At 45.0% G+C, this 14,014-nt stretch carries 7 protein-coding genes and 1 riboswitch; of the genes, 6 read left to right on the top strand and 1 reads right to left on the bottom strand.

Annotated features, from left to right (window positions below):
• The first annotated feature begins 303 nt into the window (after positions 1-303).
• The 5 genes from L4C35_RS06970 to L4C35_RS06950 all read left to right on the top strand — a co-directional run bounded on the left by L4C35_RS06970 (position 304) and on the right by L4C35_RS06950 (position 8,653).
• A complete protein-coding gene (locus tag L4C35_RS06970; RefSeq protein ID WP_428462201.1) occupies positions 304-1,887 on the top strand; it encodes a methyl-accepting chemotaxis protein in 1,584 nt (527 codons plus the stop codon).
• 253 nt (positions 1,888-2,140) lie between these two features.
• Positions 2,141-2,767, top strand: coding sequence for an NAD(P)H-dependent oxidoreductase (locus tag L4C35_RS06965; protein WP_428462342.1), 627 nt, complete (start codon positions 2,141-2,143; stop codon positions 2,765-2,767).
• The gene (locus tag L4C35_RS06960) at positions 2,764-4,701 is read left to right on the top strand and encodes a monovalent cation:proton antiporter-2 (CPA2) family protein (RefSeq protein WP_428462200.1); all 1,938 of its coding nucleotides are present in this window, start codon (positions 2,764-2,766) and stop codon (positions 4,699-4,701) included. Before L4C35_RS06965 ends, L4C35_RS06960 begins: the two co-directional genes overlap by 4 nt.
• Before the next feature lie 331 nt (positions 4,702-5,032).
• The gene (locus L4C35_RS06955) at positions 5,033-6,481 is read left to right on the top strand and encodes a Na+/H+ antiporter NhaC family protein (RefSeq protein ID WP_428462199.1); all 1,449 of its coding nucleotides are present in this window, start codon (positions 5,033-5,035) and stop codon (positions 6,479-6,481) included.
• A gap of 12 nt (positions 6,482-6,493) precedes the next feature.
• Positions 6,494-8,653 (top strand): molybdopterin-containing oxidoreductase family protein, encoded by a 2,160-nt coding sequence (locus L4C35_RS06950; protein WP_428462198.1) that lies wholly within the window; start codon positions 6,494-6,496, stop codon positions 8,651-8,653.
• 113 nt (positions 8,654-8,766) lie between these two features.
• Here L4C35_RS06950 and L4C35_RS06945 read toward each other — a convergent pair whose 3' ends face one another.
• A complete protein-coding gene (locus L4C35_RS06945) occupies positions 8,767-12,411 on the bottom strand; it encodes a hypothetical protein (protein WP_428462197.1) in 3,645 nt (1,214 codons plus the stop codon).
• 246 nt (positions 12,412-12,657) lie between these two features.
• Positions 12,658-12,757, top strand: a riboswitch (purine riboswitch).
• 99 nt (positions 12,758-12,856) lie between these two features.
• Here L4C35_RS06945 and L4C35_RS06940 point away from each other — a divergent pair.
• Positions 12,857-13,861, top strand: coding sequence for an adenosine deaminase (locus L4C35_RS06940; protein WP_428462196.1), 1,005 nt, complete (start codon positions 12,857-12,859; stop codon positions 13,859-13,861).
• Positions 13,862-14,014: the final 153 nt, after the last annotated feature.

Here is a 14,014-nt window from a genome sequence, read left to right as displayed (position 1 = left end):
TTTGACGTTAACTGTTATTCATAATCGCTTACCCTATAGACACAAAATTAAAAAAGCATGTGAAAGCTATTCATATGCTCTTTTAATTTGAAAAGAGAATGTTTGATATTGAGCTAGTCGAGTATTTCAAACTTACTTTTCACCTTTGGTAGCTTGTTTTTACTTGCTGTCATCCTGTAACATTGGACTAATGTCACAGTTTTCTTACCCCTCATACAACTGTTACTCATAAATTATCTTCTCTGCATCTAAACGGTGGAGGGAAGGCTTGCTATAAAAAAATTTTATATTCAAGGGCTGGTAATGCATCAAACAAAGCCGCTTCACGACACTCAATCGCATTCTAAAGAGCATGAGTACGCCTCATCGATTAACCTTATCTCGACCACTGATCCTAAAAGCCATATCACGTATACCAATCAGCACTTTTGTGATGTGGCTGGTTATCAAGCTGAAGAAATGTATGGTGAACCTCATAATTTAGTCCGCCATCCTGATATGCCCAAAGCTGCTTTTGCTCAATTATGGCAATACGTTCAAGCGGGTAAAAGCTGGATGGGTGTCGTTAAAAATAGCTGTAAAAATGGTGACCATTACTGGGTATCTGCTTTTGTTACGCCAATTACAGATGATAAAGGGCAGGTTGTTGAGTATCAATCAGTGCGCAGCCGCCCATCGCGTGATGAAATTAATCGTGCTTCAGAGATCTATAGCAAGATTAAGCAAGGTCAAAAAGCTGGTGTGGCAACGCGTCCGCGTTTACGCCAAGGCTACCTGCTAAATGGCTTGCTGGTTGCGACTTTAGGTCTGGCGGCCTACCAAATGTTTGCTTCTGATTATAGCCTTGCTTCTGTTGGTATGATGGCAATCTCGTCGCTAGCATTGGGGCTGTCTGGCATCATGGGTAAGCGCCAAGCAGCGATCAATGAACTTGCAGCCAAGGCTTACGATAACCCATTGATGGAAGCGGTTTATACCGGTCGTAAAGATGATTATTCTGCGGTTGAATTAGCACTGCGTATGCGTCAAGCTGAGCTACGCGCTATTGTTGGCCGCGCGAGTGAGACTTCGGGAGATATTCTTATCTCTGCGGAAGATGAACGCGCAAACTCGCAAGAAATTAAAACCAACTTGGCACGTCAAACGGAAGCAACTGAGCATGTGGGCGTGGCGATGGGGCAGATGTCGACCTCTATTCGAGAAGTGGCGGAAAGTGCGGCACAAGCCTCAGAACTGACTTCCCAAGCACAATCGATGTCGGAAGATGGTCAACAACGCGTACAGCAAACCATTGATTCGGTACAAGCGCTGCACAGTGAATTGGATAACTCTAAGCAAGTTATTAATGCGCTATCAGACAGTAGTCGCCAAATTGAAAGTATCTTGGATGTGATAGGTTCTATTGCTGATCAAACGAACTTGCTGGCACTGAATGCAGCCATTGAAGCGGCAAGGGCTGGTGAAGCGGGTCGCGGCTTTGCCGTCGTAGCGGATGAAGTGCGTTCGCTGGCTCAGAAAACACAAACATCGACTGAAGAAATCCAAGCCATGATCACCAACTTGCAGCAAACAGCGAGGCAAGCTGTTACTGCGGTTGAACGTGGTGGTGATTTGTCAGAGCAATGTCGCGCGCAGGCGCTGGAAACGGGCGATCAACTGAGTCAGATTAACGATATGCTCAATCGCGTGACCGATAACAGCCACCAAATTGCCGCTGCGGTTGAAGAACAGGCGGGAGTGTCTGATGATATTGGCCGTAGTGTTGAGCAAATTAATGAACTCTCTTGTGCAACTTCTTCAGTCAGTGATCGAGCAGTTGAAAGTACTCAACGCTTGGTCGAGCGATTAGAAGGCCTGAGTCGCTTGATGAAACAGTTTCAGCGTTAAGCAATCTGCTTTAGCTAAATAACTACCAAGCCTCAGTGTTATCGCACTGAGGCTTTTTTATTTGTGCCGCCACCAGCCTTAACACTCTGTGTCTTTTTTATTAAGTCCTATAGTTATCAGTTAAGGTATATGATGACTATTTAACTAAGTAATGGATCGTTCTTGCTGGTTAAAATCATTGATAAAGATAGAACTCAATGTTTAGGCTTAGACTAAGTTTTTTGATAGATATTTCTGCAACATAATAAGGGATATTATGACCCAAAAGGTATTGGTGCTTTTTGCGCATCCTTCTCAGCATCGCTCTGAGGTTAATCTTCCCCTTTTCGACGTAGCGAAGAAGATAGATGGCGTAACAACTGTCGATTTGTATGCTGAGTACCCTACGTTCAATATCAACATCGATAGAGAGCAGAAGCGCTTACGCGATCATGACGTAATCATCTTTCAGTTTCCGCTCTATTGGTATTCAACGCCGGCCATTTTGAAAGAGTGGCAAGACTTAGTGTTGGAATACACTTTTGCTTATGGAACGGGGGGCGATGCGTTAGTAGGCAAGACGTTTTTCTGCTCGCTTACAGCGGGGGCAAAAGTAGAAGCATACCGTGCCGAAGGCTATAACCATTTTACGATTCGTCAACTTTTGTACCCATTAGAACAAATGGCCAGCTTAACAGGGATGCATTATCTTCCGCCTTTTGCCTTGTTTGGTTCGCGTACTGCTTTAGAAGAAAATCGTATTGATGAGCATCTTGCTGATTGGCGTGACTTGTTGCAGTTGTTGGTTGCTGGTGATGTCGATCGTGAACGTGCATCGCAGCTCGAGAAGCTTAATCATTATTTAAATGACGATCCCCGCGTAATGGAGGCGGTGAAATGACCAGTATTTTTCTACAAGCCTTCATTTATCTAGCTGCCGCTGTTATCGCAGTGCCCATTGCGAAACGACTGGGGTTAGGATCTGTGCTTGGGTACTTGATTGCAGGGGTTGTGATTGGGCCTATCATAGGGCTAGTCGGTGAAGAAACCACGACTATTCAGCATTTTGCTGAGTTTGGTGTGGTGATGATGTTGTTCTTGGTCGGGCTAGAGCTTGAACCCAAAATGTTGTGGGCAATGCGTAATCGCCTAATGGGGCTCGGTGGCCTGCAGGTGGGAGGAACCACAGCCGTTGTGTTTGGGCTCGCCTTGTACTTTGATCTGCCTTGGACTATCGCCTTAACTATCGGCCTTATTTTCGCGCTTTCTTCTACCGCTATCGTACTGCAAACCTTTAATGAAAAAGGCTTAACCAAAACCGAAGGCGGCAAGAATGCTTTCTCTGTGCTCTTGTTCCAAGATATAGCCGTTATTCCTATGCTGGCGTTTATTCCGCTACTTGCCTTACCTGATTTAGTTGCTCAGGCGCAATCAGCTATTGGGGCAGCGGCAGAGCATCATGAAGAGCTCAGCTTAGTCGCAGGTTTACCTGGTTGGGCGTATGGCTTAGTGATCACTGGGTCTATTATCGTGGTCGTGATTGGTGGCCACTATCTGAGCCGGCCACTGTTTCGCTTTGTGGCCAGTTCTGGTCTGCGTGAGATCTTTACCGCCACAGCTTTGATGTTAGTGATAGGTATTGCTGCGCTAATGAGTTTGGTGGGGTTATCGCCAGCGCTAGGGACTTTCCTTGCGGGGGTAGTACTTGCTAACAGTGAATTTCGGCATGAATTGGAATCCAACATCGACCCTTTTAAAGGCTTATTGCTTGGTTTGTTCTTTATTACGGTTGGGGCGGGAATTAATTTCAGCGTATTGTTTAATGATTTTGGTTTGATCATTGCTCTCACGCTCGGTGTGATGCTGATAAAAGCCGCCGTGCTTTATTGCTTGGCGTTGATCTTTAAGATCAAAGGCAGCGACCGTTGGCTGTTCACGTTAAGCTTGGCGCAAGCGGGTGAATTTGGCTTTGTATTACTGAGCTTCTCGCTGCAAAACCATGTTATTCCAGCGGAGGTCGCGCAGACTTTATCGCTGGTGGTTGCACTATCGATGTTCTTAACGCCAGGGCTATTTATCGTGTTTGATAAGGTGATCTTGCCGCGGTTTGAAAAAACATCGAATGATCGCGAAACGGATGTGATCGATGATCAAGGCACTGTGATCATTGCTGGCATCGGGCGTTTTGGTCAGATTGTTAATCGCCTATTGGTTTCTAACGGAGTCAAAACTGTGGTGCTTGATCACCAAGCTAATCAGGTGGATATGGTGCGCCAGATTGGGACTCAAGCCTATTATGGTGATGCCACTCGCCCTGATTTACTGCATACCGCTGGTATTGAACATGCCGCTGCCTTGGTGGTTGCTATTGATGATCATGAACACAGCGTTGAATTGGTCAAATACGTTAAACATACCTACCCAGATGTGAAGATTATTACCCGATCTTTCGACCGTGGTCATGGCTACCTGTTACGCCAGGCAGGTGCTGATATTATTGAATCAGAAACCTATCATTCTGCGTTAGAAATCGGTGGTCATGCGATGAAATCGCTCGGTATGCATCCATTCTTCGTAGAGCAACAAAAGACGACTTATAAGCGGGTTGAAGAGCGTAAGTCAGACAAGCTGTATGCTGTGTGGGAAGATGATTCAGAAGGTGAACGTTTCGATAATAACTACCGAGACTTGTTCATTCGCCTGGAAGAAGTCATGGCGGAAGAAATGAAAATTGATCGCAGTGATAAGCACAGTCGATCAGAGCGCGGTTGGACGCCACCACCGAAAGGCTATGCAGATGGTTTAGAGGATGATGAACAGCCTCAAGCGAACTAATTGATTAGATAAGCGAATAGAATAAAAACACCGTCTCTAATAAAGTGACGGTGTTTTTTTATTGGGTTTTATAAATTTCACAATAAACCATTGTGATTGAATAGAGGCAAATAAACAGAATAGATAGAGCTAGGTTGTTATTGTATTAAATAATTGCGATTGTTTTGATGTGGTATTGTTAATTGATTTATTTGGTTATCGGTATTCAGTGATTTGTATAACAAAATAAATCATCCAATATAAAGTCTTCAAAAACAATAGTTTAAATCACAGTTATTGTCTGCCTCCTCTTTAGAATTGCTCTTTCAACTTTTCTTCAGAGGAAGTGACCGTGGAAAACCGTTCATCACTTATCGATAAAAGAGAAGGTATTCGCCTGCCATCTTTTGGCGAAGCCGTGTTTCTACTTTCATTCATCACTATATCTTTGATTATTGGCATCATGGTTTTTCATCTTGATGTCCATATTTTGCTGATTATTGCCGTGGTTCTCACCATGTTACTTTGCTGGCGTTGTGGTTATAACCTCGATCAGCAAATTGAGATCATGGGCAATAGCTTAAAAAATGCCACGGGCGCTATGTTTGCCTTTTTGCTTATCGGCATGATCATCGGTGTCTGGATTTTGGCGGGTACAATTCCTGCCTTGATCTATTATGGGCTAGATATTGTTTCGCCCGCACTCTTTTTACCTGCTGGCTTTTTAGTCTGTTGTGGCATCACCTATGCCACGGGTACCAACTGGGGCGCAGCTTCTACCATAGGTGTCGCGCTCATCGGCATGGGGATCAGCTTAGGTGTGCCGTTACCTGTGATTGCGGGGATGATCATTTCAGGCGGTGTGTTTGGTGTTAATTTATCGCCACTTTCTGATGTCACGATTTTATCGTCGGCGACAGCAGGCACTACAGTGAGTGATCACTTAAAAGCAGTCAGTAAAGTTAACCGCATCGTGTTGGTATTATCTGCTGCCGCTTATTACTTTATGGGCGCGTATTATGCGGGGTCAGAAACGGGTGGGACTGAACATATTGTTGAGCTACAACATGTCCTCAGCCAAACCTTTGATATGAATCCGTTGGTGTTAGCACCTATTGTGATCACCTTGGCGATGACCTTCGCCAAAATACCTTCTCAGGTTGCATTATTCTGCGGCATTGTCTCTGGTGGTGTGGTTGCAGCCTTGGTTCAAAGCAACAGTTTACACGACATTTTTGCGGCGCTTAATTATGGCTTTACTCACACTACGGGTCATGAACTGGCTGATACCTTGCTGGTCCGTGGTGGCATCCAAAGCATGATGTGGACTTTCTCGTTGGCGTTTATTGCGCTTTGTATGGGCGGCTTACTTGAGAAGGCGCATTTTCTTACTGTGATGCTTGAGAAGATCCTTCCCAAGCTTAAAAGTAACGTCAGTTTGGTGTTTACCACGTTGTGCACCTGTGTACTGGGTAACGTTACAACCAGCGAAGTCTACCTATCGATGATCCTTAATGGGTCCCTTTACAAAGAGGTATATGCACAACGTGGTTTTAAGCCTGAAATGCTTAGTCGTTTGCTGAGTGAAGGGTCAATGACATCAGGTATGTTATTGCCGTGGACAACCGCAGGGGCATTTATGACGGCGACGTTAGGGGTTAGCCCATTAGTCTATGCGCCTTATGCCGTGTATGTGTGGCTTACACCTATTATCTCTCTGTTGCTCGTCGGCATGGGACGTACGCTTATTAAGTACGAACCTGCACAGGGCTACAGTGTGCCTAAAGACATTACAAACTGATCGGGGGCGACCATGTTGAATTTATTTGCAGCGGCGCCTCTCGCGCTAAATCAGCAGCAAGATAAGAAAGTCACAATGACCAGCTGTGCGCTTTGTGGTGGCGGTTGCCAGTTAAAAGTTATTGAGTCTTTTGATGGCAGTCAGAAAATTATGGGGGATATTGATGATCCCGTGTCACAAGGTCAGTTATGCCGTAAAGGACGAAACGCATTAGCAATCATGAATCACCCCGATCGCCTAACACAGCCATTGATGCGAATTGGTCAACGAGGAGATGGGCATTGGCAAGCGGTGAGTTGGCAAGAGGCTATTGACTATACGGCTGAGCGTTTAGCGCAGACTCAGCAACAGTGGGGCGATAACAGTGTTTTTCTGGCTTATGGGCATTCGAAAGATTTTATCAACACCCAGTTATTACGGCTTGCCAATGGCATGAATACAGCCAATATCGTCGGCCCTGAAACCGTCTGCTGGGCTCCAACAAAACTGGGTCGTGAATATACCTTAGGTTATAGCCCAAGCCATGATATCAATGAGCAAACGCAGTGCATCATGTTTTGGGGCGTTAACAAGTATCACACGCGTTTTAGTGAGGTCAAAACCTTAAAACGGGCCCTCAAAGCGGGTGCTAGCTCAATCTGCATTGATCCACAAAAAACGAAGCATGCCCAGCAAGCCGATCTGTGGTTGCGTGTTGCACCAGGAGCCGATCTGTCTTTAGGGCTGGCGATGCTTAAAGTGATTATTGAAGAGGATCTTTATGATCATGACTTTGTCGCCAATTGGTGTGTCGGTTTTGAATGGCTTCAGCAGCAGCTTAGTTGTTATTCATTAGAGCGTTTGGCACAAGATGCACAATTAGGGATAAGTCAAATTCAGGCTGCAGCACGAACCTATGCGCAAGCGAAACCTGCAGTAATCGTAAGTGGTAATGCGCTCGATCATAACAGTGACAGTTTTCAAGTGAATCGAGTGATTGCTATGTTGATGGCGATTACAGGTAATATCGATGTCCCTGGTGGGCAATTTCATAATCAAGAGGCTTCTTTGATAACGGGTCGCTGGCCTTACGATGATCAAGAAGTCAATGCCTTGTCACAAGTCGAGCGAGATCAAAGTGCAGGCACGCCAGTTATCCCTGAGTATTTCAGAGCGACGAATCAAGGGATCACTGATGCCATTTTGCATGACGAACAAAATCCAGTGAAGGCAGGCTTTGTGGTTGGTGCGAATCCATTATTAAGCTGGCCAGATACCCGTAAAGTGCATCAGGCGCTTAAAGCATTAGACTTTTTAGCCGTGTCAGAGTTATTTATGACGCCGACGGCGATGATGGCAGATATTATTTTTCCCGCAGCAAGTTTTATGGAATACGAGGGTTTAACACAAGGTAATGATGGCGCGATTCGTTATCAGCCTAAGTTAGGGCAAGTGGGTGATGCGAAACCTGATCATCAGATTATTGCAGCTATCGGTGAGGCCTTGGGTGTCTTCGAAACCAAGCATGACAGGCTGTTAGAGCCAGACCCATTCAAGCACTTTCAAGATGAAGCGTATTGGAACCTATTCTTGCAGCCAAGTGGTGTGGATTTCACCGCATTAAAAGCAAAACAACGCTTGGCGCCCACACCACCTGTTAAGCAGTATCGTAAATATTTACACCATGGCTTTCCAACGCCTAGTGGTAAGGTGGAGCTGTATAGCAAGGCATTAGTGCAGTTAGGTGCGGCTCCATTGCCTACGTTTAAGCCTATGCAAACGGTTAAAAATTCACGCTATCCTTTGCTACTGACTACGGCCAAATCCAAACATTATATGTTCTCGCATGGTCGTCAAATAGCCGCGCTGCGTGGTGCCCACCCTAATCCATTAGTGCGGCTTCATCCTGAAACAGCTGCTTCATTTGGGCTTATTGAGGGTGACAGTGTACGAATAGAAGCTGAGCGTGGCCAAGCGATCTATCAGCAGTTGAAGTTAGACTCTGCTCTTGCACTAAATGTGGTGGTGGCTGATTTAAGCTGGTGGTATCCCGAGCTAGGGTATAACCGTTTAGGTGATGTTTTTGAATCCAACTACAATGTGTTAACCAATGGTGATGATGATGGGCGCGGCCTTGGCGAAGCGGGCAGTTTTAATATCAATGGGATTAGGGTGAGGCTGAGTAAAGAGTAGGTGAGGTTGTGATTCATAAAGTCGTCTCGTCTTGATCTTTCAGAAGCTGTGAAGAAATAAAAAACGCCCTTGGCTTTGAGTAAGCCAAGGGCGTTTTAAATGAAGCGATTACATTATGCTGGGCAGTAATTTGCCACGGCTTCTTTTACTGCGCGAGAGCGATCTTTAGTGAGCGGTTCCATCAAGATAGCCGCATCACTTGCTTGGCTTAAAATCTCAGGCAGTTGTGCGCGCCGACCTGCATGTAAATAGGCCAAGGTTTTTTTGAAGCTTGCCAGATTTGAGTTACTTCGACTTAAATCACCGCGTGCATGAGTGTGAATAAATTCACAACACGCTTCGAAGTCAGAATGCTTAATACAAAATAGCGTAATGTGGGCTGGGTTTACTTCCAGCGCTACTAGCCAATTGAGTAAGAAATGCATCCCTGTTTCTGTTGCTTCGTTGTCATATTCACGAACACGTTCAAGGTAGATGTCAAAGTCAATATCCCCTTGGCTGAGCTGATGGTGTAACCATGGTTTTTCATAGTTTCCTTCAATAATTTTAAAGCCACGGTAGTTATGGTTGAGCAGTAACTTGGCGAAACGATCACGGCGCACTGGGTCCATGGTCCAAATAAACTGGTTCAAACCGTACATGGTGTATTCCTCAGCGTTAGGACTGAAGTATTCGCCTGACAACTGCGCTGCATAAAGTGACGTTATGCTGTCGAAATCGGTTTTTCCTTCGAGGTATTCCAAGGTTTGAATGACGATATGTTCGATTCTCGCCTTGGTATTCTGCAGTTCAGCAATGCGGGTAAGTAGTGCTTGGCTATCGACATCTTCTGCGAAAATCAGTAATGGCCCGCGAGGTAGCGACTCATGGTAGGCCTCAAGGGGAACTTCATGGTCAGCCATCAAAATGACATGATGATCGTCGCCTTGTTCGTTACGGCGTTTTTGCACCACGGTGATCGCCATCCAACTCATGCCATCCATATGGCAAGGCTGGTCGTGAACCGTATCTTCATCAGCGATGATAGGGAGGCGCAGTTTCGCTGGTGTCTTATCACCGTCACCAACGAATAAGCAGCTTTTATCCAACTCGTAGGCTAACGCTTGTTCCCAAGACTGAATATTCAGCTGCACCATGATATTGAGCGCACGTTTGAAGTCGTGGTTGAGATCGAGTGGGATCTCAGGGTACTTAAGCGATGCATGATGTAAGAATTCAATCTTGGTGTGTTCGTTGATGTATTGTAAACCATCACGCATGGCTTCGGCCTTTTTACGATCTATGCTGCCAAACATGCTGGTTTCAGTACTGGTTATTTCGCTATACACATCGATCCAATGTTGATAACGCTTGGTATCATGGAACTGACGATCCATTTCATAGGCGCTGAGTATTCCCTGATTAATCCCTGCTTTTTCGAGCTGTTCTTGGATGTTGATGTCATCAAGTATGTTCTCAAACTCAATATCCCACGAATCATCTGAGTAGGCGCGCAAGATATTTCGTGCGGCACGAACAGGGGCGAGGGTAATGATAAATTGCCATAGACGATCGGCTTGTGCACGTAAGGGCAGTGGCAGCTGACGTAGCCAGAATGCAATCAAGGTAAAGCGCTGGAAGTCTTCGTCGTGGTCTTGGAATAACTTGTAACCTGATTGGTATTCGCTGTATTTATTCAGGTAGATATGACTGCGGCGGCAGCAATCATCGCGGAATAATTGCGGTTCAAGCAATGCCAATAGACTTTCTTGGCTCTCAGTTGGTTTGTCAGCCATAAAATAGGCTTTGATGCGAGCAACATCCGCTTCATTTAGCCCTCTATCTTCAGGGCAGTAGTAGGCTCCTTGAATGAAGGCTTCTTTTACTATGTGCGAGGCGGCCATTTCCCAAACATTGTGTTCGTTTAAGTAGTGAAAGAGTGCCTCGGTAACATTATCGCCTAGCTTTTCATTGAAATCGCGGTGAAGCTGGTAACTTGCCAACGCCATAAAGCCCATGTGAGGTTCAGGCCAGTGCGTTGGATTACAGAGGTCGCGAGAGGTACGCAGTACCTTATTGACATGCTTAAAATGCTTGCTGTACAGCATCTCATCGTTATCGGTGAAGCTGCAGAAGATAGACTGCACATCACGCGATAGCGCAGGTTCGAGAGGTTCATTGTCAGCATCTGATGGAGTTGTTTCGGGTGCTGGCAGTTGGCTATAGCGACGGTAGTAGTCTTGGCGTGACAGTAAGGCGTCTTCATCACCTTCTGTGAGTGATTCCATCATGTATTTGCGAAGTTCACGTTTACCTAGCGCGTGATAAAAGACATCGATGACACGCAGGTATTGTTGGCGACGTGCTTCCAGTCGACCTTTATCGTTGTCTGCGGTGACAGTTAAGGTCGTGATCAAGCCATTTTCATGTTCAATGGTCGACTCTTCACCAAAGTGATCTGTTAGTAGATCCCCACGGACTAAATCTAGAATACTATTTAATTCTTCGGTAACGCCTTGGTTGTTATATTCAAAGCTGCACAAGTGATCTTCAATTTGAGCCGACATCTCAGGTGCATGTGCTTTGGCGAGCGGAATTAGCTCAACTTCTTCTAAGGCATCTAATGCACTGCGGTCTTCGCCGTTTTCGATATAACACCAAAGTTGTTCACCTTGCGGCATGGCGAGAATGAGCGGTTTGAGTACCTGGGTGCCAAAGTTTAGCTCGTATTGACGCTCGTCACGGGCGAGATAGGCGAGGTATTCTGCACGTTCTTTTAACGCATTCTCAGAGGCTATCACCAAGGTATCTGTTACTTGGCTTCGAATATGGGCTTCTAGATCGTAAGCTTCATCTTCCAGCGTACTGGTCATGAAAGCTTGCTGCATGAAGGTATCTAGTGTTTCATCTTCGTCGTAAAAATCAGAGTGTGAGAAGAGGCTTTGGTATAGCCACAGCACGGGGTGGTAGTGGCTAAAATCTTCATCCTCTTCTTCAGTGGTATCTATGCGACACAACAATACAGGCTTGGCCTGAAAACGTTCAATTACCATCAGCTTAAAGCTGTCGTATTGATCTGGGTTTTCTTTTAAGTACTCACCTAAAGGCTGATAAGTGACGGCATCGCTATAGGGATCATCCTTGAACATCCCAGTTCGAAAAGTAGGGTTGTCACACCAAATAAAGGCTTTAATCAGTGCGGGATGCCAGCCGTGCTTTGTTAATAATGAAGCAAGATAGCTTTCATATTGGGTAGCATGTTCATCGTCCCAATAGGGGATGAAAAACTGTCCCAGAAGGTAAGTGTATTGCAGGTCAGTGCATGCCAGCATATATAGCGCTTCGACACCAAATACACGCATGTCATCAATCCACATTTCACTGGTATCGTTCATGCGGCGAGTATAAGCAACAATGGCTTTAGCTGTATCGACAATAGTGTCTTTAATTTCAGGGTATTGGAGTGCGGCAGCAAATACGATCACCTCTGAGATATAGGTTTCAGTGGTGTCGGTGATCTCATGGTCGTAGTAGTGAGAACCACCTTCTTGACCTTTATCTAGCGCGGACTTTAATAGCCTAAGGTTCTGCCCCGCATCACTAGGTTGTAAGCGGCGCTGTTCATTAGAGTTGTGATGTTTGAACTCCACATCAAACTGTTGATTATTAAAAGCTTGGTCAGTATTGAGGAGCGTTTGGTATTGAATAAGCGCTGCTTTGATTTGTTGTGGGTCTTGAATATCGAGGGTAATTATTTTGTTTTTATCAAATTGATTCATAAGGCGATGTTTTTATAATAAATAACTTTAAATACAGTAGATTAAATTACATTGTGATGAAAGAGGGCATCTTTCATGATGCGCGATCATCCCGTTTTTCTACGAAAATATTTCACTATCTATATGTATGAAGCGACCAAAGGCGCGCTTTTCTAATCCATTAATCGGCATCAAAAGCACATATTCAAATAACACGCTTTAAATCACAGAAGATCCATAAGCCCTAGCCAAGCATCACTTTTGGCGTATAATCCTTGACGTTTGCTTCGTATAACCCCAATGATATGGTTTGGGGGTCTCTACCAGCGCCCTCAAAGTGCTGATTACGAAGAGTTGAGATCACGGTGGATCTTACTCTTTGTAATGGCGTTCATTTTTTTCAAATCTGTGCCTATTCTTAGAGTAATTGTATCCACAATAATCATAAGAAAAGATGGATGAGAATATGAACGCATTTATTCAGGGTCTTCCAAAAGTAGAGCTGCATTTACATATCGAAGGTTCACTAGAGCCAGAATTACTGTTTGAATTAGCTAAACGTAATGACATCGATATTCCATATCAATCCCCACAAGCCCTTCGCAAAGCTTACGAGTTTGAAGATTTACAGTCTTTTTTAGATATTTACTATCAAGGTGCTAACGCGTTACGTACCGAGCAAGACTTTTACGATCTGACTTGGGCATATTTAGAAAAGTCTAAAGCCGATAACGTTATCCATACTGAAATCTTCTTTGATCCACAAACGCACACAGATCGTGGTATTCCTTTCGACACTGTTATCAATGGTATTCACCGTGCGATGCAGGACGGTCACGAGCAGCTAAGCATTACCTCGCAAATTATTGCGTGTTTCTTGCGCCATCTTTCAGAGGAAAGCGCGATAGAAACCTTACAATCGATTTTGAATCATCAAGATAAAATTATTGGGGTAGGGTTGGACTCTTCAGAGCAAGGGCATCCGCCAGCTAAGTTCAAACGCGTGTTCCAACAAGCTAAAGAGGCCGGTTTACTGACGGTGGCACATGCTGGTGAAGAAGGCCCAGCACAAAACATTGTCGATGCAGTCGAAATGCTGAGTGTTAGCCGTGTCGATCACGGTGTACGTTGTGTAGAAGATGAGCTGTTACTCGAGGCGTTAATAGACAGCAAAATGCCGTTAACAGTGTGCCCGCTTTCTAACATTAAACTGCGCGTATTTGATGAAATGGAACAACACAATATCGCTGAACTACTTCGTAAAGGCGTAGCGGTGACCATTAACTCTGACGATCCTGCTTACTTTGGTGGTTACATGACAGATAACTTCTTAGCGGTCAGTCATGCCCATCCGATGAGCAAGCAAGAGCTGGCACTATTCACCATTAATGCGATCAACGGTAGTTTTATTAGCGATACACTTAAAGCGGATTACCGTGCTCAGGTAGAAGATTACTTAGCAAATCATTAATGACTAAAGGGCTAGTTAGCTAGCCCTTATTTTACCGACTCGGTTCGTTTCTGCGACAGCCTCTTCAATGATTACCTTGGTTTAGATGTGTGTTCAGCATGATCTCAGTTTGTGCCCCGAATCGAATCATCGGCGGTAATCCAGTATTCAGTG

The sequence above is a fragment of the Photobacterium kagoshimensis genome (assembly GCF_050337045.1).
Lineage (GTDB): Bacteria > Pseudomonadota > Gammaproteobacteria > Enterobacterales > Vibrionaceae > Photobacterium > Photobacterium kagoshimensis.
Note: the sequence above shows the minus strand (reverse complement) of the source record. Positions and strands in the feature narration are given on the sequence as shown.